The sequence below is a fragment of the Paenibacillus sp. PastM-3 genome, from assembly GCF_029893965.1.
Lineage (GTDB): Bacteria > Bacillota > Bacilli > Paenibacillales > Paenibacillaceae > Paenibacillus_AQ.
The window spans coordinates 1-26,129 of the sequence record NZ_JARXXP010000041.1 but is presented as its reverse complement, the minus strand read 5'-3'; the positions used below and the strand labels follow the sequence as shown (position 1 = coordinate 26,129).

Below are 26,129 nucleotides of genomic sequence, written 5' to 3'. Positions count from 1 at the left end.
TTTTTGTCCAAAATAAATCTGACAAGTCGCCGAACCCGCCCTCACCGGAATCATACATCAGCACATGGTAGTTAACATTAATAAAAATTCAGCCTGGTTACATGCTCCGCGCACTCTTGTTACATTATTAGGCTAATTAGTAAGGTTTATAGATGGCCCAGCTTCTACATTGGAGGTCCAACTAACCCTGTTGGCGGGTTGTGCTCACCTGTATGTGTCCGGCTACCAACTTGCCATTATTGCACTACTCCAGAAGATCGGTTCTCCAGTTCTTCTCCTGAATCCGGAAATCCAGCTCACGGTATTGCTTGGACAGTTCGTCTACTTCCTTCTGCAGGGCAGTGACTTCTATCGTTGTATAGAATTTAACCTCCTGCCGGCCGTAACGCTCCTGCTTGATCGAAGCCTCGTTCAGCAGCTCATTCAAAATGTTACGGTGCTGCATGCTCCGCTCCCGTTCAGCCAGCGCCTCTGACAGGGTAAGGTCTGCATTAAACGGACTCAAGGAGTTCGTCTTGTTGATCTTATCCAAGAGATATATTTACCAATTTGGCACATGGAACACGATCATAACTCCGGCGGAAACCACAGATGCCGCAGATCCACCCAGCCCTGGCTGTTAAAAGTAACCCCCCGGACAGAGGGGAGGTAGGCGGTTTCAGCCGGCTTTTCGTACAGGATGTGCAGCTGATGCTTCTGCCGCAGGCTGTCTTCAATCTGCTGAAAGCCTGCTGCCCTTGCCTTGCTATCCGGCTCCCTGGCGATGATCTGCAGCCTTCCTTCAATATCCGCACGAATCTGCGGCTCCAGGTGCTGCACCATCGTAGAGTAAAGATCGGACAGCCGCAGCTGCTCGTCCTGATCGCGCAGCAGCGAGAAGAGAATCAGATCTGCCTGCAGCCGGACCGGGCCTTTGAATTCTTCCGGAGACACGGATAATACATGGCAGGCATACCCGCAGCCAGTCAGCTTCGCAGCTACCGCTTCCGCATCTCCGGCATACTGCGGAATGGTTGCAATTTGCAGCGCCGGTGCGGCCGCAGCAACTATTGCGTTAGCCGCTGCTTCTGATCCTGCTGCATCATCCACAACACCGGCATTCCCCGGCTCAACCGCTTCAACCGGCTGCCTTCCGGCCGCCTTACCCCCGGCGGATGTAATGCCTCCGCCGAGACAGGACAGTACCTCTGCACGGATTAGCGGATCGCTGAGCAGACCCTTTTTCTTCGTGTTGCAGGTCAAGAATTTGCGTACCGAATACTCCGAATGTATCCGGCTCCAGGCAGCCGGACCGCCGGAAGAAGGATTATGGACAATATGGAAGGCCGAGCCGGTCTCCGGTTCGGCTGCCGAAATATCCCACGGGACATGCAGAATCTCCACCCGGTCAAGATGAGCCCGGCCCTGAAAATAATAAGGAAACACCTCTAGAGTGCACATATCCTCGTTCATCTCCACCAGCTTGAACGGTCCGGTGCCGGCAGGCCTGCGTCCAAAGCTGCCGGCAAAGGCTGTTTCCAGATCACGCGGAACGATCGCTGCGCGGCTTGTGCACAGAAAAGGGAGAAACAGCTCATTCGGTTGCTTCAGCAAAAAGCGCACCGTTCCCGGATTAAGCGCCTTCACTTCCCGGATATCCCTGAAAATGTTGCTGTACAGCAGCCGCTGTGAAGATTCCATCATCCGCTTGAAGGAATAGACGACATCCTCTGCAGCAAGCACCTTTCCGTGATGGAACAGCACATCCTTGCGCAGATGGAAGGTCCAGACGGTGCGCTGCTCACCGGTATCCCAGGTATGGGCAAGAGCAGGAATGATCCGGTCCTGTCCGCCGCTGCGTGCCACCAGACCGTCAAAGACATGGCTGGATACGAAGGATTCAGCCAGCAGATTCATATACAGCGGGTCCAGATTGTGCAGCTGCTGCCGGACCGGGAGACGCAGCGTATCAATCCGTTTGTCGCTGCGCAGCTCGGTATGATAGCCGAAATAGGCCAGCAGCCAGCCCTGGAGGGTATCCTGCAGGGAGGAGGAGCGGGCATGTCCGCGGATCCCTTCGAGGGCGCTGCGGATCTCGCTGCTGCTGATGGCCTGCATCATGGAGCTAAGCGCAATTTCCTCGGCATCCGCGAGGAACCTCAGGGAGGAGCGCCGGCCGCGTCCCCGGCTGGGGGTCCAGCAGACCCAGCCCTGCTCGGCCAGCTTCTTAATAACATGCAGTGCGTTACGGTGGGTACAGCCCAGGGTATGGGCCAGCTCATCCAGAGTAACGGAAGCTTCTTCTGCTCCTCCATGCCGGGAATGCAGCCTCAGAAACTGGCTGTGAAGCTTCATAATCAGCAGCTCCTTTCTATAAAATAGGAAATGAGTGAAATATTTTTTCTCTTTTTCTTCTTATTTTATCAGCTAGAATCAGGTTAAGAAAGTAAAAAACTGGAGGGAAATCCCATGGAAGAGAAAGTCCCTGTTATTCCGAGGTATGCGCTTTCCGCACTGGCTGCGGCCTTGCTGCTGGCCATCGTGCACCAGTACTTGTTTTTTGGACATAAGCCCGGAGTCTCTTATCCCGTCTTTGTCGTCCTATTCTATTGTTTCATGCTGTATTATGCGAAGGACCAGCTGCGCCCGCTGAAGTGGTTCGACTATGTATGGCTGGCTGCGATATTTTTGCTCGCCATGACCTTTGTGCTGTTCTCAAGCTGGTTTTTTTTCGGACTTAACCTGCTGGTGCTTCCGGTACTGATCCTCTTACATATGACCTACCTGCTAAGCTACCGCCGGCCTTCATGGAGCGGAATTCAGCTGATCAGCGCTGCGCTGGAGCATTTTTTTGCCCAGGGTCCGCGGCACTGGCCTACGGTATTCACAGTCATCCGCAAAACAGGCGGAGAAGGGCTTAAGAACGAACATAAGCAGGTATACCTTAAAGTGCTTGCCGGTCTGCTGCTGTCCTGTCCGCTGCTGCTGATCGTTGTGTCACTGCTCTCTTCGGCAGACGGCGTTTTCAACCAGATTCTTAACAAATTTCCGGAGCTGCTGGAGCGGATTTCCTTCAGTGAAGGGTTCGGACGGACGCTGTGGAGTGTGGTGCTGGGAATCGGGCTGTTCGGCTATTTATGGGGGTTTGTTGCATTTAAACGGATCGAGCGGCAGATTATCGTGCCCAAAGAGGGAGAGCCGCGGATGGACCCCTTCGAGTTCACGGTTGACCCGGTCATTGCTACAACGGTCCTGACGGCAGTCAATGCAGTGTACGTGCTGTTTGTAAGTGTACAGTTCTCCTACCTGTTCGGTGCCTGGGAAGGCGCTTTGCCGCAGGGGAGCACGTATGCCGATTATGCGCGGAGCGGTTTTTTTGAGCTGATTATGGTTACGTCGATTAACTTCGGCCTGCTGCTGCTGTCGCTATTCGCCCTGCCCCAGGCCAAAGCAAGACTGCTTACCGTCATCCGCACACTGCTGTATATTCTGGTGCTGTGTTCGGTAGTCATGCTGTATTCGGCTTACTCCCGGCTTGCCTTATATGAGGAGGCTTACGGCTATACAGAGATACGTTTTCTGGTACACGCCTTTATGATTTTTCTGGGACTGCTGCTGATTCTCGCTGCTGTACGGATAAGCAAGACGGATTTTCCGCTGATAAAATGGTATGTGGCGCTAGGTCTGCTCTCTTATGTATTCATGAATTACATCGGGATGGACCGGATTATCGCCTCCCAGAACATCGCCCGGTATGAGGCCAGCGGGGATATCGATGCTCCTTACTTGAGCGGATTGTCCTGGGAAACGGTTCCGCTGCTGATTGACTTCAGTGAACAAAATAATGATCTGCTCAAGCGGGAGCTCAGCGACAAATGGTCTAACCGGCGGGAGGAGGCGCAGCAGGAATGGCCTTCCTTTAATGTGGCGATATACCGCGGACAGCAGGCGCTGCAGGAATACATGAATAGGGCAAAATAGTCCTGAGGCCATCATTCTTTCAGAATTGTATCCGGTTATGTTACAGTTAGAGCATCATGCGGGTGCTCCTGTGCGGAGCATAACCGTGTACATATGCGGGTCTCAAGGAGGAAATGCAATGCAGTCTATAATGGACCCTGAAGCGGTCCGGCGGCTGGCGGAAAGTAACGGGCTGGATAAAATGTTCAGCAGCGCTGACATTGCCGCGATGGAGCTGCGGCGCTACGGGGACGGTGATGTGATCTGCTCGGTCGGCGACCGGCTGGAGAGCATGTTCATTCTGATGGAGGGCAAGCTGAAGATCCACACGCTCCTGCCCAACGGCAAGTCGATGCTGGTGCGCTTCGCCAGGCCGATGTCCGTGATCGGAGATGTAGAGCTGCTTAGGCAGTATCCGGTTAAAAATGAGGTGGTTGCCGTCGGCAGCAGCCTGCTGCTCGTAGCCTCACGCAAGATGCTGCTAAGAGAGCTGGAAGAGAATACGGCCCTGCTGCGTTTTCTGATGGGGGAGCTGAGCCACAAAATGTATACCCTCGGCCAGACCTCGGCGCTGAACCTGCTCTATCCGGTGGAGAACCGGTTTGCCAGCTATCTGATGTCCCTGTTCGAAGAGACCGTCGGCGGCCAGCGGGTTGAGGAGATCCGCACCTCCAGCCTGACGGAGACGGCAGATCTGCTCGGTACGAGCTACCGGCACCTCAACCGGATTGTCCGGCGCTTCATAGATGAAGGGATTATTGAGCGTAAACGCGGCAGGCTGAGCGTGCTGGATCAGACCCGGCTGGCCCAGCTGGCTAACGGGAATTTATACGAATAACGGATGTTTGTGAGAAAGGCCGCTGTTCCGGTATTTGACCGGGCAGCGGTCTTTTTTTTTGCGCGTTGAGACAGGACAGGCGCTTTATACTTTCAGCTAACGTTCAGTTCCGGTTCAGGCCGATTTAAGGCTCATTTAAGGCTGGGCACGTAGGATAAAGGCATAGGAAATGTCCGGACACACTTTAGCGGTGACAAGGACATTAGGCTGAAAGACTGGAGGACATGCACTGGGGCAGTAGCGAGGAAGTACATAGGGTTCAAATGGTTTGAGCAAAAAAAGATTACATAATGGGGAGGCAACATTTATGTTAAGAGGAATTAGGGCAAAGATCCTGATGGGTTTTGCAGCCGTCATCATTGTTTTTATAGTCGCAATTGCCGGCAATACGCTGTTTCAGGGCAAGGCAACGATGCAGACAGAGCAGATTAACCGCAATTACAGCAAGCTGACGCTGGTTCAGGAGCTGACGGACAAGATCCGTACAGCTGACGGGCTTGCGGCCAGATATGTAATGAGTAATACCGACGATGAGCGTACCAAATATCTGTCGGCGTATGAGGCTAAAATTCCGGAAATCACTGCATCAATCACAGAGCTGAAGAACGCAGGCCTGAATGAAGCGGAGCTGTCCGGAATCAACACTCTGGAGAGTGAATGGAGCAATTATCTTACGGTGCTGGAGGATGCCTTCGCAATGGCCAAGGAAGGAAATTTTCCGGGTGCGCAAAAAGAGTTCACGAACCTCTCACTGGATACGATCATTGATTCGCAGCTAGTGTTTGAGGATGTGCTGAACAAAGAAATATCCGCTGCGCAGAGCCAGGCGGCCTCGCACCGCGGTTCAGCGATGGGGATCAGCCTTGGCCTAACAGGTCTGTCGGTGCTGCTGGCAGCGATGATTGCCCTGCTGCTGTCGGGACGGATTCTCAAGCCGATCCGTGACGTGAACAGCCAGCTGCAGGAAATAGCCGATGGCAAAGCGGACTTGACCCGTAAGCTGACTGTCCGCAGCAAGGATGAGATCGGACAGCTGGCGCATACCTTCAATCAGATGACAGGTAATCTGGGCAGCATCATCAGCCAGGTCAGCCAGTCGGCGGACAGTCTGGCGGCATCCTCCTCCAAGCTGACTGCAGACAGCGGAAGGTCGGCTGCAGCCACCGAGCAAATCGCCGGGATCATGGGCAGTGTAGCCTCCGGCACAGACAAGCAAATGACCGATCTGCAGACGAACATGACCACCATACTGGAAATGTCGGCTGCAATCCAGCAGATAGCGGCAAGTGTACAGGATATTTCGGATGCATCGGTCCGCTCAGCCGAATATGCGCTGAGCGGGGATGAATCGCTGCAGGCGGCGGCCCGTCAGATGGACTCTATTAACGCATCCATTGACTCGCTGTCGAAGCAGGTGATGGGCTTTGTGAACCGTTCGCAGGAGATCGGAAGTCTGGTGGGTATCATTAAAGGAATTGCCTCACAGACGAATATGCTTGCCCTCAATGCAACGATTGAAGCGGCGCGGGCCGGTGAGCAGGGCAGGGGGTTCGCGGTAGTCGCCGACCAGGTCCGCAAGCTGGCCGAGCAGTCAGGGGAATCCGCTAATCTGATCGCCGAGATGGCGGCGGGCATTCAGAATGATGCATCCAGTGCAGTTGCAACCATGAAGCGCAGCATGAGTGAAGTGGAGGAGGGTACAGGCATTATCGGAAACGCCGGACATGCTTTTGGAGAGATCCGGATTTCCGTTGACTCACTGGCCGGTCAGGTGCAGGAGGTCTCCGGTGCTGTCGAGGAGATTACAGCCGCAACGGATGAGATTGTCGAGTCCATCCGCAAGGTGACACAGATCTCGGAGACTACCGCCTCCAGCACACAGCATGTCTCCGCCGCTTCCCAGGAGCAGATGGCCTCCGTAGAACAGATCGCTTCCTCTGCCAGCACGCTCAGCACGATGGCCCAGGCGCTGCAGGGTCTGGTGGCCAGATTCAATGTGGCGTGAGAATAGTGACCAAAGGACCCTGCCGTAAAAGGCAGGGTCCTTTCTATTTGTGTTCTTTTGAAGCCGGAAGGAATCCTCTCAGGTACGTTATTTTGCACATACTCCGCATAGAATCGGTCATCGACCCCTGCCTCTCTATAACTTATAGTATTACCATAATTAGTTAGCTGATAGTCTAACGATAAGTTCGGTCTGCCGATCCTGCGATTGCGGTTTTTGTTCTGCATTGATACGCAAGGGACGGGCCGTTCTTTTTGCTGTGTGCCTCTCCGGTTGGGAGCATAATCAGAGGGTTCAGGCAGCGTACAGGGGCAAAGGGCTTAAAGCTGACCAGGGAGGCGATAGGCAAAGAGAAAACTTGTAAGCGCATACTTAAACGGGATAGATTGATAGATCTATAGGAGGTGGCTGAACATGTCTACCGGAAACAAAGCTTATGCTATAAGGTCAATGCCGGTGTATATCCTGATCGTTCTGCTTATTACGGGACAAATGGGGATTTTTCCGGCGGTAAGTGCTGCGGCGGGTAATCTGGCCCAGGGGAAAAGCATTACAGCAAGCTCGGTCGGTGATGTCTACGCGGCGGTGAATGCGAACGACGGTAATCAGGGGACGTACTGGGAGAGCAGCAGCAATGCTTTTCCGCAATGGATTAAGGTCGACCTTGCGGCTAACAGCAGTGTTAACCAGGTTGTGCTGAAGCTCCCGGCAGGCTGGGAGACAAGAACGCAGACGTTGTCTGTTCAGGGCAGCACCAATGACTCTGCTTACAGCAATCTTGCCGCAGCCTCAAGCTATGTGTTTAATCCGGCGGCAGGCGGCAATACAGTCACGATTAATTTTACAGCTACCATCGCCAGATATATTAAAATCAATTTCACCGCCAATACCGGTTGGCCGGCTGCCCAGGTATCCGAGCTGGAGGTCTACGGCAGTACCGTGACCACTCCGGGAACGTATGAGGCAGAGGCGGCTGCTTTAAGCGGCGGTGCCAAGACCAATACCGATCACAGCGGGTATACGGGGAGCGCATTTGTTGACGGTTACTTAGCGCAGGGAGCTTCCACCGCTTTTACGGTAACTGCAGGAGGAGCCGGGAATTACGATGCTTCCCTCCGGTATGCCAATGCCACTGGCAGTGCCAAGACAATCAGCATCTACGTCAACGGTATAAAAATCAGACAGACCCAGCTCCCCAATCTGGTAAACTGGGATACCTGGGGAGTCCAAAGCGAGACGTTGACTCTGAATGCGGGGACGAACACGATTGCCTACAAATATGATCCGTCAGACAGCGGAAATGTGAATCTGGACCAGCTTGTGCTCACAGCCTCCTCTGCTCCAACACCGAGTCCTACTGTAGCGCCTACTGTTGCTCCAACACCGGTCCCTACTGTGGCACCGACAACGGCTCCAACGCCTTCTCCGACAGTAACGCCGACAACGGCCCCAACGCCGTCTCCGGCAGTAACGCCTACACCGGCTCCTACACCTACAGCAACCGTTACTCCTTCTCCTACAGCTTCACCGACTACAGGTCCCTCTTCAAATCTGGCCATAGGAAAAGCTGTGAGCGCCTCATCGTCTGTCTTCACCTTTGTTCCCGCCAATGCCAATGACGGCGATGTGACCACTTATTGGGAAGGAGCAGGCGGGAGCTATCCGAATACACTCAGCGTGAACCTTGGCGCGAACGCCAATATCACCTCAGTCGTTGTGAAGCTGAATCCGGCTTCTGTCTGGGCAACCCGTACACAAACGATAGAGGTGCTGGGCCATAACCAGAACAACACCTCATTCTCCACACTCGTTCCGGCAGCCGCCTATACCTTCAACCCTGCCACTGGCAATTCAGTGACCATACCGGTTACCGCTACGGCCAGCGAGCTGCAGCTGAAGTTTACAGCCAATACCGGTTCCAGCGCCGGCCAGGTGGCCGAGTTCCAGATCTTCGGAATACCGGCGGCCAATCCGGATCTGACAATAACAGGAGTGTCCTGGAATCCGTCTGCTCCGGTTGAGACCGACCCTATTACACTAAGTGCTGTCGTCAAAAACACAGGTACTGCGGCATCCGCAGCGAGTAATGTGAACTTCTACCTGGGTACAGCTCTTGCAGGTACAGCGGAATTAGGAAGCCTTGCCGCCGGTGCTTCAACCACCGTATCGGTGAACCTCGGGGCGAAGGATGCAGGGACTTATGCGGTAAGCGCCAAGGTGGACGAAAGCAACACCGTAATTGAGCTCAACGAAGCGAATAACAGCTATACAAGTCCGTCTTCACTGACCGTTGTACCTGTCTCCAGCTCTGATCTTATTGCAGGAGCGGTCAGCTGGTCTCCGGGGAATCCGGCGGGCGGCAATATCGTTACGTTTACGGCAGCGATTAAAAATCAGGGCACAGCTGCATCCTCAGGCGGCGCGCATAATATTACGCTGACTCTGACAGATGCTGCAACGAATGCAGTCATCCAAACGCTGACCGGCTCCTATAGCGGCGTTATCAATAGCGGCGTCACCACAGCACCGGTTACACTGGGCACTTGGACTGCGGTGAACGGGAAATACAACGTGAAAACGCAAATTGCCGTTGATGGAAATGAACTGCCGGTTAAACAGGCCAACAACACCGAGACACGCCCGCTGTTCATCGGCCGCGGAGCCAATATGCCGTATGACATGTATGAAGCTGAGGACGGCGTTACCGGCGGCGGAGCAGTCAAGCTGGCCGCAAACCGCAATATCGGCGATCTGGCCGGTGAAGCGTCCGGAAGAAGAGCGGTAACGCTCAATACTACCGGCAGCTATGTGGAATTCACAACCAGAGCCAGCACCAACACACTGGTAACCCGGTTCTCCATTCCCGATTCAGCCAGCGGTGACGGCATCAATTCAACCTTAAATATTTATGTCAACGGGGTCTTTGCGAAGGCGATTAATCTGACCTCCAAATATGCCTGGCTGTACGGCTCCGAGACCAGTCCGGGCAACTCACCTAGTGCAGGCTCGCCGCGCCATATTTACGATGAGGCCAATATTATGTTCGACAGCACGATCCCGGCAGGCAGCACCATCCGTCTGCAAAAGGATGCTGCCAACACCTCACAGTATGCCATCGACTTCATCAGTCTGGAGCAGGTAGCGCCCATAGCAAATCCTGATCCGGCCAAATATGCCGTACCAGCCGGCTTCACCCACCAGGATGTACAGAATGCCCTGGACAAAGTTCGGATGGATACCACCGGTAAGCTTGAAGGGGTGTATCTGCCTGCAGGCAATTATGAGACCTCTAACAAATTCCAGGTGTACGGCAAAGCCGTTAAGATAGTCGGAGCCGGCCCGTGGTACACCCGGTTTTATGCAGCGGCCAGCCAGTCCAATACGGATGTCGGCTTCCGGGCCACGGACTCTGCCAATGGCTCAACCTTCTCCGGCTTCGCCTACTTTGGCAACTACACCTCGCGGATCGATGGTCCGGGTAAAGTCTTCGACTTCGCTAACGTTGCAAATATGACGATCGACAACATCTGGACCGAGCATATGGTGTGCATGTACTGGGGCGCGAATACCGATTATATGACCATCCGCAACTCCCGCATTCGCAACACCTTTGCCGACGGCATCAACATGACCAACGGCAGCACCAATAATCTCGTGTCCAATAATGAAGCGCGGGCAACCGGGGATGACAGCTTTGCGCTCTTTTCGGCCATTGATGCCGGCGGCTCGGATATGAAGGACAACGTGTATGAGAACCTGACTTCCATTCTGACCTGGCGTGCAGCCGGTGTTGCGGTATACGGCGGTTATGCCAACACCTTCCGTAATATCTATATTGCGGATACGCTGTGCTACTCGGGCATTACGATCAGCTCACTGGATTTTGGCTACCCGATGAACGGCTTCGGCGCTTCGCCTGCGACCAACCTGCAGAACATCTCCATTGTCCGGGCAGGCGGGCACTTCTGGGGTTCGCAGACCTTCCCGGCGATCTGGGTGTTCTCGGCGTCCAAGGTGTTCCAGGGCATCCGCGTCAGTGATGTGGATATCATTGATCCGACCTACCATGGCATCATGTTCCAGACCAACTATGTCGGCTCAGCGCCGCAGTTCCCGGTAGCGGACACGGTCTTTACCAACATCACCATTTCCGGGGCCCAAAAAAGCGGCGATGCCTTTGATGCCAAATCCGGTGTCGGCATCTGGGCCAACGAATCGGCAGAATCCGGCCAGGGCCCGGCGGTCGGCTCGGTTGTATTCAACAATCTGAAGATTACCAATACAGTGACTCCGATCAAAAATAACACGTCCACATTTACGATCACTGTCAATCCGTAAGCTGCTGTTTCATACAGGGCCGTTTCCCGGATGTTCCGGGGAGCGGCTTTTTGACTCTGGCCAGTCTGCACGGGTGAACTGAATGAATCGTTCATTGCGTAAACCGGGAGCTGCTTGCTATGCTGATAGGCAGAAGACAGAAGGGGAGGAAGGCCGGGTGAACAACGATTACAAGCAGCGTATCGGAGCAGTTCTGCAATTTATTGAAGAACATATTGGGGAGGATCTCAGGCTCGACACACTCGCAGAGGTTTCCAGCTTTTCCAAGTATCATTTTTCCAGAGTATTCTCCGCCATTATACATAAAAGCCCGATAAACTATCTGACGGAAAGACGTCTGCATCATGCCATTACTTATTTGCGTTCAACCAATAAGACCATGCTGGATATTTCATCCCTGTGCGGCTTCAGTTCGCTCTCCAGCTTCAATGCCGCTTTTAAAAAGGAGTATGGCACCACCCCAAGCGCCATGCGCAGGTCCGTTCAGGAACATAGCAACATTCCGTCAGTCTCCGGCAATAATCCGGAAGAATTGTCCCCTCCCAAAGACTATGATTTGAACAGTACCAGCAATAATTTTCTAAGGAGAGTGTGGGGAATGAACATTGAACTGAAGGAGCTGCCAGGCTATAAAGTGGCTTATGTAAGACATGTCGGCAGTTATCTTGAGACGTACCAAGCATGGCAAACACTCGGCGCATGGGTAAGAAGCAGCGGTCTGCCGGCATCGGAAACTTTTATCGGCATATCTCTGGACGATCCCGCTGTAACCGACGAGAACGTCTGCAGGTATGATGCCTGCATTACGGTTCCTGAAGGATATCCGGCAGAGGGGGATGCCAGCATTGCGTTCAGGACTTTGCCCGGCGGGTTGTATGCCCTATACAAATTCTATGACACCATCGACAAGCTCGCTATTGCATACCAGGGCGTATACGGGCAATGGCTGCCTGAAAGCGGGTATGAGCCTGATGACCGTCATGCCCTTGAGTTCTGTATGAATGATCCCTACTCGGACCCGGAAGGCAAGGCCAAGGTTGACCTGTATATCCCGATAAAACGCACTATATCCTAATCCATAGCTTTCCTGTAGAATGTAATAAAATTATTTTTATTGAAAGTGAGTTGAATACGTATGATGGCAGCACCACGGTTTGAGCTTGATGTACCAGCAGTTCTTCTTCCTTAACGGCAGAAAACTGCAACTCCGTTAAGGACAAACAAGGACTTGTCTAATAAACGGAGGGTACAAAAGTGAATAAGAAGACGTTATTGGGTTCATTATATTTATCGCTGGCTGCCAGCATCTGGGGCGGAATGTATGTTGTTGTAAAGCATGTGGTGGACGTTGTGCCGCCGCTCGAAATTGTATGGATCCGATATATGATTGCGATTGTAGCGCTGCTGATTATCGGTACTGCAACAAGACAGTCGTGGCGTATTGCGAAACGGGATATGCTGCTGATTCTCTTGCTCGGCCTGGTCGGCAACACGGTCTCCATCCTGACCCAGGAAGCGGGCACGATGCTGTCTACCGCACAGATGGGTGCTATCATTACTTCGACGACACCGGCGTTTATGGTGCTGTTTGCCCGGATCTTTCTTAAAGAGCGGATTACGCTCAAAAAAGCGCTGTCCATCGTGCTCGCAACCATCGGCGTAGGTATTATCGTAGGAACAGGGAGTATTGATCCGTCGCTGCAGCTTGGGGGGATATCCCTGCTTGTTGCCGCACTTACCTGGGCCCTAATGTCTGTTCTGGTTAAAAAAGTGCCGGGACGATATTCCCAGATTGTTGTTACGTTCTACAGCATCCTCGTTGCAATTGTTGTGCTTACTCCGTTTACGGTAAGCAGGCTCCCTAGGCTTGATGTCCAGGCTATGGTGCACCCGTCGATCTGGGGCGGTCTCCTGTATCTGGGGATTATTTCGACAGCCTGCGGTTTTCTGCTGTGGAACCGCGGCCTGCAGATGCTCAATGCATCCAGCGGCGGACTGTTTTTCTTTCTGCAGCCGGTCGTCGGCACACTGCTGGGATGGCTGCTGCTTGGGGAACAGATCGGACTCTCTTTCTGGGCAGGAACGGCGTTCATATTTACAGGTGTACTATTGGTTGTCCGGGAGAAATGAGTGTTCCGGCAGGTTAAAGGCTAAACAAACGGCGGCGGTCAAGGACTTGTTGTTTACAGGTCCTTGGCCGCCGTTCGTTGTATAATGTATATCATGAAGGATAAGGGAGGACACAAGCATGAAAACAAAAGTAGTGAACAATATCGCCGAACTGATCGGGGATACACCGGCTGTGCGGCTGAACAGGCTGACCGGTCCTGATGACGCCGAGGTATACGTAAAGCTGGAGATGTTCAACCCCAGCGGCAGTGTAAAAGACCGCGCGGCCTATAATCTGATCCTGCAGGCGGAGCTGGACGGACGGCTGCAGCCCGGCGGAACGATCATCGAGCCGACCAGCGGCAATACCGGCATCGGCCTGGCGATGAATGCTGCGGCAAAGGGCTATAAAGCCATTCTCGTTATGCCGGACAACATGACAAAGGAGCGGATTAACATCCTGAAGGCGTATGGCGCTGAAGTGGTGTTGACACCGGCAGCAGAGCGGATGCCGGGTGCGATTGCCAAGGCGCTGGAGCTGGGAGCAGCCATTCCGGGCAGCTTCATTCCGCAGCAGTTCGAGAATGCCGCCAACCCGGATATTCACCGCACGACGACCGCTCCTGAAATACTGGAGCAGATGGAAGGGCGGCTTGACGTGTTTGTCGCCACTTCGGGGACCGGCGGGACCATCACCGGAACTGGCGAGGTGCTGCGCCGGGAGCTGTCCGGCATCCGGATTGTCGTTGTTGAGCCGTACGGCTCACCCGTGCTGTCCGGCGGCCAGCCTGGACCGCATAAGCTGGTCGGTACAAGCCCAGGCTTCATTCCGGCAATCCTGAACACTGACGTATATGACGAAATTGTCCAGGTGGAGGATGAAGCTGCACTGGAAACCGTGCGGGCGCTGGCCGGCAAGGAAGGGATTCTGATCGGTCCTTCCGGCGGCGCAGCGGTCTGGACCGCGCTGCAGGAAGCCCGCCGGCTTGGTCCCGGCAAGCGGGTGCTGTGTATTGCGCCGGACACAGGGGAACGCTACCTGAGTATGGGAATATTCTAATTCCCGGATGGAGGGAATAAGATGAAGCAAATTATGAGAGGAATTCATAGTTTCAATCTACTTAACATGTCTAGGAGATTGAAGCCGGCTGCTGTACTGCCGGCTGTTATGGCAGTTACACTGAGCCTTGCGGGCTGCGCAGGTTCTGGCGGAGATCAGAACGCTAATCAGGAGGGCGGCAGTCCGGCTGCGTCAGCTACTGCTGCAGCCAACGGGACTCCTGGGGCAGCAGCTTCTCCACCAGCGGCAGAGCAAACGCCTGCTCCGGCGGGAACGGCCGCCTCTGCGGCGGCGCTTGATCCGGCTGCGCTGCAGCCGGTGTTCGGATTTGCCGGGGAAGCCGGCAAGCAAATCCTTGTCACCCGGGAGGATAAGGACGGGGAGGAGCAAATGCAGGCGCTGGATACCGCTATAGGCAGCGGCGGACAGGTGCTTAAGGTACGGTTCCAGGGGTGGCAGACGGGCAACGATCAGGACAACGGCCGGGAGCTGGCCGTTAATCTGCCTAACTTATCCGGCTATGTGTTCACGGTGGAGGGGAAAGCGGCGGCTCCGGATGATACCTATTATCTGGCTGATTCAGCAGCCTTCAATCTGGAGGCTATGGTACCCGTAGAACCGGCATCTGCCGATGCTGAGCAGCTGCCTGAAGCTGATCCGGTGCGCAAGAGCATAACGGATGCCAAGCACCGGGAGATCATGTCCGCCTGGAAGCTGGCCGCTCTGCCGCCCGGCCGGGAGCTGTATCTTGTCCAGTTCGTAAGACAGGATAAGGATATGCTGTTCAGCCTGGTGCTGGAGGATAACGGAAAGCTCAGCTTTATGGATTATCCGGCCGAGATTACCGATAACGAGTACTCCGTCTGGCGTGTCGATGACGGCGGAGAAGTCATCCCGCAGATGTTCTCGCTGCTGTTTGCGGCCAGGACAGCGGACGGACTGCTGCTTGGTGTGAATTGGCTCGGGGCAGAGGGGATTAACAGCTTCTTCCTGTCGCAGACCGGAGAGACGTTCAAGGAGCTGGACATTCAGTACGGCCGCTATACCTCACCGATGTAGATCACTAGTTGGATTTTTGCCATTTAATTTCAGCGTTTCCCGGATTTCGAGACTATTAAGTGGAAAAATGCTACCTATTTCAGGCCCAAACATGGTATAGGCGCAAAAGCAGTGAAATTAAGTATCGTTATTCCAACTAGACTCGGCCTCCGGGCTATTTACCAACGAAATAGGTGACGAAATTCCACTTCGTTTGCTCGGCGGCAACCTGTAGAGTTGTTCCAGCACCAGCTAACAGCCTGCTGGTATTTAGACCGGCACCTGTGAAGGACGTTTTCTATGTTTGCCCGTCGTCACGTGATTGTGCCGGCCGGGCTTTTTGGCCTGCCTGCCATATTTTTAGCAAGCAATAGCCCAGCACACCGCCCAGGGTGTTCAACAGCAGGTCGTCGACGTCAAAGGTTCCGATCGAAAACAGCCCCTGCGCGCATTCGAGCACAGCGCTTACTCCGAAGGCCCGTAACATTACGCCAAACCAGGTAATCTGCCGGTTGGAGGACAGCAGCGCAATGAAGATGCCGAAAGGGATAAACAATGCAATATTTCCGACAAGGTTCACCAGCTTGGTTATGGTAACCGGATCGAACGTATTGTAAACCGTCTCCAGCGGAGTGAAGTTGCCAAGCCGCAGCTGGCGCAGGATAGTATCCGGACTGCGCTGCAGCTGATGCCACAGAAACCGGAAGTCGATCGGACTGAATTTGAACAGGATGATTTTGAAGAGTACATAGATGTAGACGGCAAATAAGGCCTGAAGTCCGGCTGAACGAAGCTTGACAAAAAAGACAGATGGCTGCCCGGTGCGTTTCACAGGAGCAGTCTTTTTTTCGCGCATAACTCTGGTCTGGTTCATTGAATAACGCTCCTATCTGAGATGAGGATGGCCCGGATATGCGGGATGTTAGGGATGTGTTGTTACGATTACACCGTCCATATTGTTGCCGGAAATATCGTACTGCTGTCCTGCAGGTATGGGGATGAAGGTGCTGCCGTTAACGGGAAAGTAGGAAATCTGGTATATGATGCCCTTCACCTTTACGGAAATCGACTGCTGTTGCTTCAAATAATCAAGGTACTCCTCCAGCGTGTACTGCTTGTCACGCATAATAATGCTATGCGGCAAGCCCACATAACGGAAATGCCATGGCTCATACTGGATACCGGTAATGTCCGATTTGTCCTTGGGATAGCGGAGGATAAAACCATACTCCCAGGCGTTGGCGGCAAGCCACCGTCCTTCCGGTGCACGGCTCATCTCCATCTGTGAGGACCCGATATCCAGCGACAGCCCGAGGTTATGTTCACTGTAGCCGGGAGGAAGGGCGTAATCGGCTCCTTTTTGCTCATAGAGCTGCTGTTGTTCCTCCAACTCCCGGTAGCCGCTGCTGATCAGAAACTGACTGACACCTTCTTCGCCTGCTGCTTCTACCATCTTGGAGAATTGCAAGGCAACTTTTTTGGATAGCTGGATGCCGGTATCAAGCAGCGTGTACCCGCCGGTCAGCTCCCCGTGCTCTGCCAGGCTTATAATGTCGGTTGTTATTCCTTCCGGATGTACCGGATAATCGTTGTTAACCAGCAGCAGATTGCCCTGGTGCACGCGGTTTGCCGAAACGGCAGTCAGATCAGACCGTTTACCTTCACCGTTCATAACCTGTACAATCTGCAGCCCGTCAGCCGGAGCACCGGCTCCATTCATCTGATGCAAAGCCTCCCAGCCCAGCAATACAACCAAAACCATACAAAAAAACCGCTTCTTCATTCCGGCATCCTCCTAGTCCTGATAACTCAAGAATAGGGATGACCGTTTAAAAAGAAGCGGGGTAAAAATAAACTTTTTCTTAAAAGGAGATGGGCGGGCAGCCTGATTTGCAGTTTAGCGCTCCAATGGCAATCTTACCTCAAAGCTTGTACGGACAGGATCGCTGTTAACGGAAATTGTACCTTTATGCTGCTCGACTATGTTTTTGGCGATAAACAGGCCAAGTCCGGTGCTGCCCTCCTGATGGCTGCGCGCCCGGTCGCCGGTATAAAACATATCAAATACATAGGGTAAATCCGCAGGCAGGATACTGCCGCCGTAATTCGTTACCCGGACGACTGCCTGTCCGTCTTCTGCATTGCAGCTGATATCGACATACTGTCCATCTTTACCGTATCGGACCGCATTGGTCAGCAGATTCTCGAACACGCGGGCCAGCAGCTCCCCGTCACCCAGAATCTCCATCACCGGAGCAAGCTCCAGCCGGGCGGTCAGCCCGTTGTTGTCCAGCAGCGGATACAGCTCCTCATGGAGCTGGGTAAGCAGCTCGCTCAGATCGAGCGGACTGCTGTCAATCTTCAGCATCCCGTAGTTCATCCGGGTAAGCTCAAACAGCTCGTCGATCAGCCGCTCCAGCCGCCGTGATTTGGTATAGGCGATAGAGGTGTAGTGCCGTACCTGCTTGGCAGTTAATTCTTCATCCTTCAGCACATAATCGAGATAGCCGAGCACGGAGGTCAGCGGGGTACGCAGGTCATGCGCCAGATTGAGCACCAGCTGATCCTTGCTGTTCTCGGCAAAATCCCCGCGCTCCACTGCCTGCTGCAGCTTGCCGCTGGCCAAATTCAGGTCGGCGGCAATATCTCCGAATTCATCCTTGGAGGGGATGATGATCCGGCTACTGAAATTACCTTCGGCCAGCTGGCGGATCTGCTGGGAGATTTCGCGGAAATAGCGGGCATAAGGCTTAGTGAACAGATAGAAGAAGACAAGGGCCAGCGGGATAAAAAGGATCAGGAAAAAGTTAAGATCTCCGATGTTGCCGATCATATAACGGAAGCGGGCCAGCGGGTCTTCGGCCAATACGTTGGCCGTGTAGTACTGCTGCAGCATCTTGTACAGCGCATAGGTCAGGATGCCGGAGCAGAGCATGCTCAGCGTGAGCAGGAAGATCATCTGGAAGCGGAAGCTGCGAAACCGTCTAGCCATTGAATGTATAACCTACTCCCCATATGGTTTTGATCAGTTTATTCTTGTCCTGCGCTTCACCGAGCTTCTTACGCAAGGTGCGGATGTGAACCATAACCGTATTCCCGCTCTCAAAATAAGCCTCACCCCACACCTGCTGAAACAGATTCTCCGCGCTGAATACCTTCTTGGGATAGCTGGCCAGCAGGTACAGGATGTCAAATTCCTTTGGTGTCAGCTCCACGTTGTTACCGAACAGCTCCACAGTCCGGCGGTCAGGGTCAATGACCAGCCCTCCGGATTCCAGCACAGGTTTACGCTCCGCCTGCGGCTGGTTAAGCTGCATAAAACGGCGCAGCTGCGCGTTCACCCGGGCAACCAGCTCCATCGGGTTAAACGGCTTGGTCATATAATCATCGGCACCGATGACCAGCCCGGTGATTTTGTCGAGATCGGAGGTCTTCGCGCTCAGAAAAATAATCGGCAGCTGATGATGCTCACGGATCTGCCGGGTCACCTCATGCCCGTCCAGGCCGGGCATCATAATGTCAAGCACCGCCAGGTCAATATGGCGGGACTGCACAGCCTGGACTGCGGCTTTGCCGTCAGTTACCTTGACGGTGTGATAGCCCTCTTTTTCCAGATGCAGAGCTACCAGTCCGGCAATGTCGGCATCGTCGTCGGCGATAAGAATCGTTATCCGTTTCATTTCGTATTCGCTCCTGTACAAATGAACTTGGGTACGCGCAATTATAGCGCTTTGCTCCTAGTGTACCTTATCGGAAGTTGTTTCGCGAACAGGAATCGTGAATAATAGAGGAGGCTGTACATAATACATGCTGGATTATCAGGCAGCCGGGTATTTTGTGGTGAGCATCTGATAATATTTAAAATACTTAATTTTGTAACATTTAATGTGAAGGTATAGCCCGAAAGAGTCATGCCGCGACCGGCTGACAGTGATAGATTAGACTCAGGATTTGGGGAGGGGACGGCAACGTATACGACAATTAAGCTGCTGATTCTGCTGATTCCCACATTAATGGTCGGGATCTGGGAGTTCGTGCGCCACCAGTTTCTGATGCCGTACATTTCCATGGATATGGGCAATTATTTAACGCCGGTGCTTGTATTTGTGTTCAGCATTATTCTGCTGCTGCCGCTGTTCCGGATTATGGAGCGCAATCAGCTGGAGCTGGAGCAGAAGCGGGCAGCAACCTCGGCAATGGAGGCCCGTGAAGGGCTGGCCAAGGAACTGCATGACGGGATGGCGCAATCTTTGTTTCTGTTATCTGTGCGGATTGACCGGCTGGAGCAGAATCAGAAGAAGGGCGCGGTCAGCGCAGAGAATGTAGAACAGCTGAAAAAAACAGTGCATGAGGTCAACCGCTATGTTCGCCAGGCGATTGCCAGTCTGAAGGTGCCGGTCTCGGGCAGTGCGGATTATTCACTGGAACGTTCGGTGCAGGAGCAGCTGGGCAGAATTGCAGGTGAGGTAATGATTGACGTTGCACTGGACTGGCAGCTGCAGGAGGATGCATTGTCGAGCAAGGAACAGGCCGAGCTGCTGTCCTGCATCCGTGAAGCGATTATTAATGTGCGCAAGCATACGCGTGCCGGCCGGGTTGTCATTACAGGTGCGGGCGATGAGCACTGCTGGAAGGTGAGCGTAGCTGATAACGGTGCCGGTATGGTGCATGAGGACCCTTTTCAGGTGAATGGAAGCTATGGTTTGCAGATTATGAGAGAACGCGCCGCCAGCATGGGCTGGCAGCTTGTCCTTGCATCAGGGCCTGACGGAACGACAGTCGAAATTGTGAAGGGAGGAGCCGCAGATGAACCGCTGCCGGGTGATGATCGTCGATGACCATGCGCATGCGCGTGAGGCCATGACCGAGATTGTATCGCTGGATGAACGTTTTGAAGTGATCGGGGCAGTGGGCAGCGGAGCCGAGGCGATTGTTATGACCGGACAATGGATGCCCGACCTGATCCTGATTGACATCGAGATGCCGGGCATGGACGGGCTGGAAACAACCCGGCGGATTAAGCTGGAGTATCCGTATGTGCGGATCGTCATCGTCACCGTCTCGGATGAAATCTCCTATTTATTCGAGGCGCTGAAGCAGGGTGCACAGGGGTACTTGCTAAAGAATCTGGCCCCGTCAACCTGGATCGAATATTTGCTGGCGATTGTCAGCGAGGAGGTTCCGCTGAGCCGGGAACTGGCTTTTCAGATTCTGAAGGAGTTTGCGGTAACCTCGGTCAAAGAGGAACGGGAAGCATTAACGGCACGCGAGAAGGAAATACTGGGCTGTGTATCCTCCGGCTCCACAAATAAGGAGATTGCAGCCACCCTCGGGATTTCCGAGCACACGGTCAAAAACCATCTTAAGAACATTTTGCAGAAGCTGCAGCTTCAGAACCGCACGCAGCTGACCCGTTATGCCCTGGAGCAGGGACTGGCGCCGAGGGAGCGGGATTTTCCGCGGAGAAGATAAATATCAGATGATACATATCATCCACTGAGGGGGAACTAATTTGAATAAACTGCTTCGTAAACTATTGACACTTGCTGCCCCTATGGCAGCTGCACTATCCCTGTTCGCCGCTGTGGCCAGCGCCCATGTAACTGTATCACCGGCTGAATCCACCACAGGCGCTTGGGAAACCTATACACTGAAGGTGCCATCTGAAAAAGACGTCGCCACTACGCAGATCGACCTGCGCATGCCGGAAGGTGCCGAGTTCAAGCAATATGAAGCTGTACCGGGCTGGACAGTAACCGTCGAAGGCAACAAAATCAGCTGGATCGCTTCCGGGGACGGCATTCTGGCCGGTCAGTTCCAGCGCTTCACCTTCACAGCAAAGAACCCTGACACCGCCGGCGATATCGCCTGGGATGCCTACCAGCACTATGCTGACGGCAGTCTGGTCCAGTGGTCCGGCGAAGAAGGCAGCGAAAGCCCGCACTCCGTTACTGCGATCGTCCAGGCCGCAGGCGGCAGCGACAGCCATTCCCACGGGGGAATGGACATGAGCCATTCCGGCTCAATGACGATGGATGAGCATGAGGCGATTATGGAGAACGCAGAAAAGTCAGGAAGCACCTCGCCAATGGTGTATATAACCCTGGGTATCTCGCTGCTGGCCTTCCTGCTGTCGGCGGTTGCGCTGCTGCGGGGGAAGAAGGAGTAGGGCGGTTTAGGAAAGTTGGCGGGACGGTCAAAAGATAGTGGGAAAAACAACGGAATAATGGTGAAAAGATAAGTAACTGCGGATGGCTTTGTCCTGTACTGGGATGGAGAGTCCGCAGTTTTTTGTTGTGTAAAAAGCCGGTATTGGATACATTGGTAATATGTGGAGCTAGGGATGAGGATTGAGGGGTGTGGTTGTATTTTGTACAACAGAATCAGCTCTAAGTAGACTTAAATCTCATTCTATTGTATTTCGTACAATTGATTACAGAGAAATGGGACGAAAAAGCCAATACTCCAGGATTCTGATGTATAAAATGCAATAGAACGGTTTTATCATAGTGATTCTATTAAATTCTATTGTATTTTGTGCAATTGGAGGCAAGGCGTTTTTGATGTGCGTTATTTTTCGGTGAACATAATATTGATGATGTTTGTAGCAAAAAGTAAAGGTATAAAAAGGAGCATACAAATGAATTCCATAATTTATCGGTGCGGGTATGTCGGGATTCTAATTCTGCTGATATTATCTTTTAAATTACTCTCTGTTACGCAAATGGGGCCAGGTTGGGAGGTTCCCACTTTTGTCTTTGATGAGATTATAAAAATTCAGCACAAAATGAGCTTACTATTTTTAGTGGAATTGTCTTAATCATTTACGAAGCCGTTAAGAAAAACAAACCGGGTACCTTGAGCCTTTTGCTGTACATCCTGGCTGTTCTGTTTTCTTTTATCATTTATTCCTATGGGTCGGAGCAGGTGATCTTTAATTTGCAGGGAGATGCCCCACTCTTATCAGCACTAGTATCTAATTCTCTATTCTTTGGCGTCCCGATAGCATGTTTATTGGCAGGTACACTTACATATCTTCGTTGGAAAAAAGACAGGGCTTATACAGGATGATGGGTAGGAGTGTGTTTGAGTAAAAGGAGGATTTGATTGAAGAAAATAGTGATTACCTATGCAGTGGTTTTGGGTGCAACTCCACTTATTTTAGTTTTACTTCTAATGATTCCGGTCAAATTTGCTGTTGGACTGGATGAAGCGCTGCAAAACTTGGATGCCGGCAGTTATATTTGTGTTGCCGACTATAAGTCAAAAGTCGCTACAAATACTGAGTGGTATGCAGGATCACACTTTAATCCACACTTGGATGAGACACTTGAGGTGTACGCATCAGGCAATAGTCCAACCAATTATTTATCTAAAAGAGAGTTCGAGAGTTTTGATATAGACAACTTGTTTCTATTAACAGGTAAAGTTGATCGGTTCGAAAAGGATGAGGAAACATATTTTTTGAGAGCCCGCCTAAATGTAGATAATTGGGAAATAATCTATCCGATCAGAAGAGAAGGATCCTTTTTTAAATACCTCATGTCGCCCAAATATCTTAACATTTATGATTTTGACTTGAAAAAAGTAGTGCGTTCAATGTGGATGAGGATGACTAACTGGGGATGATGCCCTGTGCCAGGGGTTTAGAGAAGTTTTTATGAAGGGAGATCAATTGGAAAACCATGTCCATATCCGCAGGGATTGATATTTATTTAAGTGAACACAGTAGCGCCAATTTAACAGTCATGGGCTTAATCCGGCAGTTTACAAAAGAAGGCTGGGATTACGTCGACCGTAACGGAGAAGTCACATTTCTGCCTTTGGGAGATGGAGACTGTTTTAACTGGCAGAGTGAAGCCATGGATAGCGCCCACATCTTGAATATTATCGAAATGAAACAGACACTACGAGAAATCGTGGGTATCCAGCTGTTACGGAGGGATTTGGAAATCGGATGCGATATGCTGATGTTTAACACGAATCAGATCGGATTCAGTCTGTCGATAGCCAGAAAGAGTATCGAAATTCAGGGTGATATAGATATGACTGATTTTAGCTGGTACCTGGAAAGAATATTGCCGGTTTTTAAGAATGCAGGGTTACAGGTTGAGCGGGTACAGTGTGAACAGACAGGTTAAAAATTTGCTTTAGTTACAGATACATAATTCGTCAAATTATATTAGAAGGTAAAAAAATTAATTCTTATGGGGAATTACAAATGAACATCCATGACATCAAATTTGAGAGTGAACTCCCAAGGTATAAGATAGCGGACGAGAAGAACACTTTTTTTGCAGATAGACCGTCAAAGGAAATCAATATAGAATTTCTCGACCAGCAATTAAAGCTGATGATTGAGACAAATGGAATCAGACATACCTTTGCTATCAAACTATGGAATTTTACTTTAATTGAGTTAATGAACAAAGATTACAGGGATGAGGATGTTGATAAAAGTATCTCTGTAAATAATCAGATTTATTTTGACATTACCACCCTGCTGACAAATAAACTGAATGCAGAACAAGTATTAGGCAATCCGTGCATCTCTAATGAAAAGTTCAATCAGCTAATTGATGATGAGGGATATAGAGTAGACTGTTTTCATAACATAATACATTTTATACATACATATAAGGCGCATCCAAGTGAAGAGGATTTAACATTATTTTTGCTGGGAACAACAGGGGGATTATTAGCTGAATTTCTATATGAACAAGGGGTAGTTTATTATTCCCGTGAAAAATACGGTTATGCGCTAACCTTCAGAAACAGTCAGATTGCTACTGATTATTTTATTATAGAACTGATTGAATGTATGAGTCGGTTAGGTTTTGCGTGCCAAGCGTTGGCGCTTGATTATATGTGAAATATTAGTACGAAGGGGAATGGGCTAATGAACGTTCATTATCTGTGTAATATCATTCCTGAGTCAAAAGATAGTTTGAGTTTTTTGATGGAGCTCATATTTGCTTTTGCTGGTAAAGATGAGTTTCTTTATTTTGAATACAACGTTTATGAATCCGATCCGGGGTATTCGAACACCATAGAAAAATTTACAGGGAAATACAAACAAGAGTGGTTTCGCCCGGAAAGTGTTCAGGATGCAATAAAGAATGGCTGCGATTTTCTAATTGAAGCAGTTGTTCTGACCCAAAAGGAAGATATGGACTCATGGAAATTCAAGCTTAGTGTAGTTGAAAGCCCAGAGACTATTGAATTAATGGTTACTGAGAATATTGAGGGGGATTTTCAGGAGCTACTGGGGACAAGCATAAAGCCGTTTCTGGATCAGGGGGTTAAGGTGCTGACAGAGGAAATGTATAATGACATGATTAAAGCACAGTATTTGAAATACGGGATTCATATTTAAAAAGAAAAAAGTGAGGCTCAAACATGAACAAATACAAAGATCTCATATCCGATTTTGATCAAGCCAAAAGGAACTTTGGTTATTTAACTTCATTTAATTTATCACGTGGTACAGAAATAGAAGGATTCCAGACGTCTCTGCAAATTACTCTAGCCCCGTCAACTTTGGATTACGATGAACAATTATTGATAACTTTTACGGGGGTGAAGGATCTGGAAGTAGGGCAGCTAACGGGATTAATATGCTGGTTATATCTTGATATAACTGATATTTCTAAAGACCAGCTTGAGGATATAAGATTCAAGGTGGTTGAATATGAAAATGATATTTTTAGTCTATATTGCAGTCAGATTGCATTTGAAATTATAGGCTAGGAGCTGATGTAACATTATTCAGCAAAACAAATGGGATTACACATAATCATTAAAGAATTTATTTTCTGGAGGTAACTTGTGAAAAAAATATGGATTATATTAAGTGCTGTAATGATTACCATACTTGCAGGAGTGATCATGACTCATACGGACGAAGATAATTCTATTTATGAACCCGATTACTTCACAAAGCTAGGGTTAAGCTATAAAAAGTATCAGTATGAATATAAATACGAAACGATGATCAAAGAATTGGGAGAACCAGCAAAAAATGATGAACATGATCATTATGTGAAATATATATATCCGTGCCTTGTCTTCAGGTATGAAATAAATAACTCATTGGTTCAGGATAGGGATGGCAACTATGAGTACAGTGTTTCTCCAGCAGCTACAAATGTTAAAATCACTACTGATACATACCTATTTGGTAAACAAAACATTGGTGTTGGGTCTACAAGGGAGGAAGTGGAAAAGGCCTACCGCAAATCTATATTTAAAATCGTTGAAGAAGATTCAAGCGGTTTCCGGGACGGGGGCTCTAACGATGAGCAGTGGGTAGAATATTATTTTGATAAAAATAATAGAGTTCTAGCGGTCGAATTAGGTTTAACAAGATAAAATTTGTAAAAAAGAAAGAAGGGAATCAAATTAATAGAACCATTGCCGATCTCAGAGAAATACACTTATGATCTTGTGGGAAATGTTACTTCCTATACCGATCCTGAAAAGCATGCAAATGATGAAGGGGTAACCACGACTTACCGGTATGATGTGTTGAACCGGCTGACCACAGTAAAAGATGCTCTCAATCAGACAACGAGCTACACCTATGATGGCAATGGACAAATTACCAAAGCTACCATTCAGGCGCCAGGAGGCCAACCGCAGACTCTAAACGAAAAAAGCTACAATGAGCTCGGGCTGCTCACCCAAAAGAAAGATGCCTCGGGTGCCCCGGAGAACATTACTTATAATAATATGGGTCTAGTACAGAATCGGACAGATCGTGCGGGAACTTCTTTCAGCTATGAATACAATGAACGGCAGCA

Annotated in this window: 24 protein-coding genes; 18 read left to right on the top strand and 6 right to left on the bottom strand. The window is 50.9% G+C overall.

Annotated elements, in window-relative coordinates:
* Positions 1-244 precede the first annotated feature (244 nt).
* Positions 245-532, bottom strand: coding sequence for a DIP1984 family protein (locus M2108_RS29255; protein WP_277472925.1), 288 nt, complete (start codon positions 530-532; stop codon positions 245-247).
* Between the two features lie 35 nt (positions 533-567).
* Positions 568-2,334, bottom strand: a complete 1,767-nt coding sequence (locus tag M2108_RS29250; RefSeq protein WP_277472924.1) for an ABC transporter substrate-binding protein — start codon at positions 2,332-2,334, stop codon at positions 568-570.
* Between the two features lie 114 nt (positions 2,335-2,448).
* Here M2108_RS29250 and M2108_RS29245 point away from each other — a divergent pair, with 114 nt between their 5' ends.
* From M2108_RS29245 to M2108_RS29210, 8 genes are all read left to right on the top strand, one after another.
* Positions 2,449-3,960 carry a DUF4153 domain-containing protein gene (locus M2108_RS29245; protein ID WP_277472923.1) on the top strand — a complete coding sequence of 504 codons (1,512 nt, stop codon included), beginning with the start codon at positions 2,449-2,451 and terminating at the stop codon, positions 3,958-3,960.
* A 118-nt stretch (positions 3,961-4,078) separates the two neighbouring features.
* Positions 4,079-4,777, top strand: a complete 699-nt coding sequence (locus M2108_RS29240; RefSeq protein WP_068723449.1) for a Crp/Fnr family transcriptional regulator — start codon at positions 4,079-4,081, stop codon at positions 4,775-4,777.
* Positions 4,778-5,084: 307 nt separating this feature from the next.
* The gene (locus M2108_RS29235; RefSeq protein WP_277472922.1) at positions 5,085-6,782 is read left to right on the top strand and encodes a methyl-accepting chemotaxis protein; all 1,698 of its coding nucleotides are present in this window, start codon (positions 5,085-5,087) and stop codon (positions 6,780-6,782) included.
* Positions 6,783-7,196: 414 nt separating this feature from the next.
* On the top strand, positions 7,197-11,120 hold the full coding sequence (locus M2108_RS29230) for a galactose-binding domain-containing protein (protein WP_277472921.1): 3,924 nt from the start codon (positions 7,197-7,199) through the stop codon (positions 11,118-11,120).
* 157 nt (positions 11,121-11,277) lie between these two features.
* A complete protein-coding gene (locus M2108_RS29225; RefSeq protein WP_277506447.1) occupies positions 11,278-12,195 on the top strand; it encodes an AraC family transcriptional regulator in 918 nt (305 codons plus the stop codon).
* A gap of 179 nt (positions 12,196-12,374) precedes the next feature.
* Complete coding sequence (locus M2108_RS29220) at positions 12,375-13,250, top strand: DMT family transporter (protein WP_277472918.1); 876 nt, start codon at positions 12,375-12,377, stop codon at positions 13,248-13,250.
* A gap of 118 nt (positions 13,251-13,368) precedes the next feature.
* Positions 13,369-14,289: a cysteine synthase A gene (gene cysK / locus M2108_RS29215; protein WP_277472917.1), complete on the top strand. Its 921-nt coding sequence runs from the start codon at positions 13,369-13,371 to the stop codon at positions 14,287-14,289.
* A gap of 78 nt (positions 14,290-14,367) precedes the next feature.
* Positions 14,368-15,348, top strand: coding sequence for a hypothetical protein (locus M2108_RS29210; protein WP_280777298.1), 981 nt, complete (start codon positions 14,368-14,370; stop codon positions 15,346-15,348).
* Positions 15,349-15,625: 277 nt separating this feature from the next.
* Here M2108_RS29210 and M2108_RS29205 read toward each other — a convergent pair whose 3' ends face one another.
* From M2108_RS29205 to M2108_RS29190, 4 genes are all read right to left on the bottom strand, one after another.
* Positions 15,626-16,201 carry a VanZ family protein gene (locus tag M2108_RS29205; protein ID WP_277472915.1) on the bottom strand — a complete coding sequence of 192 codons (576 nt, stop codon included), beginning with the start codon at positions 16,199-16,201 and terminating at the stop codon, positions 15,626-15,628.
* Positions 16,202-16,249: 48 nt separating this feature from the next.
* A complete protein-coding gene (locus tag M2108_RS29200; protein ID WP_277472914.1) occupies positions 16,250-17,110 on the bottom strand; it encodes a M15 family metallopeptidase in 861 nt (286 codons plus the stop codon).
* A 114-nt stretch (positions 17,111-17,224) separates the two neighbouring features.
* A complete protein-coding gene (locus M2108_RS29195; RefSeq protein WP_277472913.1) occupies positions 17,225-18,319 on the bottom strand; it encodes a sensor histidine kinase in 1,095 nt (364 codons plus the stop codon).
* Positions 18,312-19,007, bottom strand: coding sequence for a response regulator transcription factor (locus M2108_RS29190; RefSeq protein ID WP_277472912.1), 696 nt, complete (start codon positions 19,005-19,007; stop codon positions 18,312-18,314). Before M2108_RS29190 ends, M2108_RS29195 begins: the two co-directional genes overlap by 8 nt.
* Positions 19,008-19,238: 231 nt before the next feature.
* On the opposite strand from M2108_RS29190, the gene M2108_RS29185 reads away from it, so the two are divergent.
* From M2108_RS29185 to M2108_RS29140, 10 genes are all read left to right on the top strand, one after another.
* Entirely contained in the window at positions 19,239-20,165 is a 927-nt protein-coding gene (locus tag M2108_RS29185) for a sensor histidine kinase (RefSeq protein WP_277547439.1), read from the top strand.
* The gene (locus M2108_RS29180; RefSeq protein ID WP_277472910.1) at positions 20,134-20,799 is read left to right on the top strand and encodes a response regulator; all 666 of its coding nucleotides are present in this window, start codon (positions 20,134-20,136) and stop codon (positions 20,797-20,799) included. Before M2108_RS29185 ends, M2108_RS29180 begins: the two co-directional genes overlap by 32 nt.
* A gap of 40 nt (positions 20,800-20,839) precedes the next feature.
* Entirely contained in the window at positions 20,840-21,496 is a 657-nt protein-coding gene (locus M2108_RS29175) for a YcnI family copper-binding membrane protein (protein ID WP_277472909.1), read from the top strand.
* A 938-nt stretch (positions 21,497-22,434) separates the two neighbouring features.
* Positions 22,435-22,956 carry a hypothetical protein gene (locus M2108_RS29170; RefSeq protein ID WP_277472908.1) on the top strand — a complete coding sequence of 174 codons (522 nt, stop codon included), beginning with the start codon at positions 22,435-22,437 and terminating at the stop codon, positions 22,954-22,956.
* A 56-nt stretch (positions 22,957-23,012) separates the two neighbouring features.
* Complete coding sequence (locus M2108_RS29165; protein WP_277472907.1) at positions 23,013-23,468, top strand: hypothetical protein; 456 nt, start codon at positions 23,013-23,015, stop codon at positions 23,466-23,468.
* Between the two features lie 80 nt (positions 23,469-23,548).
* A complete protein-coding gene (locus M2108_RS29160; protein WP_277472906.1) occupies positions 23,549-24,199 on the top strand; it encodes a hypothetical protein in 651 nt (216 codons plus the stop codon).
* Positions 24,200-24,226: 27 nt separating this feature from the next.
* The gene (locus M2108_RS29155) at positions 24,227-24,703 is read left to right on the top strand and encodes a hypothetical protein (protein WP_277472905.1); all 477 of its coding nucleotides are present in this window, start codon (positions 24,227-24,229) and stop codon (positions 24,701-24,703) included.
* Positions 24,704-24,726: 23 nt separating this feature from the next.
* The gene (locus M2108_RS29150) at positions 24,727-25,077 is read left to right on the top strand and encodes a hypothetical protein (protein ID WP_277472904.1); all 351 of its coding nucleotides are present in this window, start codon (positions 24,727-24,729) and stop codon (positions 25,075-25,077) included.
* A gap of 78 nt (positions 25,078-25,155) precedes the next feature.
* Positions 25,156-25,698, top strand: coding sequence for a hypothetical protein (locus M2108_RS29145; RefSeq protein ID WP_277472903.1), 543 nt, complete (start codon positions 25,156-25,158; stop codon positions 25,696-25,698).
* Positions 25,699-25,773: 75 nt separating this feature from the next.
* Positions 25,774-26,129 (top strand): RHS repeat domain-containing protein (locus M2108_RS29140; protein WP_277506450.1); only part of this gene is annotated, 356 nt, incomplete at its 3' end.

Coding starts and splice junctions, on each gene's coding strand:
- M2108_RS29250 (WP_277472924.1), bottom strand. CDS start 2,334: ATGAAGCTTCACAGCCAGTTTCTGAGGCTGCATTCCCGGCATGGAGGA.
- M2108_RS29245 (WP_277472923.1), top strand. CDS start 2,449: ATGGAAGAGAAAGTCCCTGTTATTCCGAGGTATGCGCTTTCCGCACTG.
- M2108_RS29240 (WP_068723449.1), top strand. CDS start 4,079: ATGCAGTCTATAATGGACCCTGAAGCGGTCCGGCGGCTGGCGGAAAGT.
- M2108_RS29235 (WP_277472922.1), top strand. CDS start 5,085: ATGTTAAGAGGAATTAGGGCAAAGATCCTGATGGGTTTTGCAGCCGTC.
- M2108_RS29230 (WP_277472921.1), top strand. CDS start 7,197: ATGTCTACCGGAAACAAAGCTTATGCTATAAGGTCAATGCCGGTGTAT.
- cysK (WP_277472917.1), top strand. CDS start 13,369: ATGAAAACAAAAGTAGTGAACAATATCGCCGAACTGATCGGGGATACA.
- M2108_RS29205 (WP_277472915.1), bottom strand. CDS start 16,201: ATGAACCAGACCAGAGTTATGCGCGAAAAAAAGACTGCTCCTGTGAAA.
- M2108_RS29200 (WP_277472914.1), bottom strand. CDS start 17,110: ATGAAGAAGCGGTTTTTTTGTATGGTTTTGGTTGTATTGCTGGGCTGG.
- M2108_RS29195 (WP_277472913.1), bottom strand. CDS start 18,319: ATGGCTAGACGGTTTCGCAGCTTCCGCTTCCAGATGATCTTCCTGCTC.
- M2108_RS29190 (WP_277472912.1), bottom strand. CDS start 19,007: ATGAAACGGATAACGATTCTTATCGCCGACGACGATGCCGACATTGCC.
- M2108_RS29185 (WP_277547439.1), top strand. CDS start 19,239: ATGCCGCGACCGGCTGACAGTGATAGATTAGACTCAGGATTTGGGGAG.
- M2108_RS29180 (WP_277472910.1), top strand. CDS start 20,134: ATGAACCGCTGCCGGGTGATGATCGTCGATGACCATGCGCATGCGCGT.
- M2108_RS29165 (WP_277472907.1), top strand. CDS start 23,013: ATGTCCATATCCGCAGGGATTGATATTTATTTAAGTGAACACAGTAGC.
- M2108_RS29160 (WP_277472906.1), top strand. CDS start 23,549: ATGAACATCCATGACATCAAATTTGAGAGTGAACTCCCAAGGTATAAG.
- M2108_RS29155 (WP_277472905.1), top strand. CDS start 24,227: ATGAACGTTCATTATCTGTGTAATATCATTCCTGAGTCAAAAGATAGT.
- M2108_RS29150 (WP_277472904.1), top strand. CDS start 24,727: ATGAACAAATACAAAGATCTCATATCCGATTTTGATCAAGCCAAAAGG.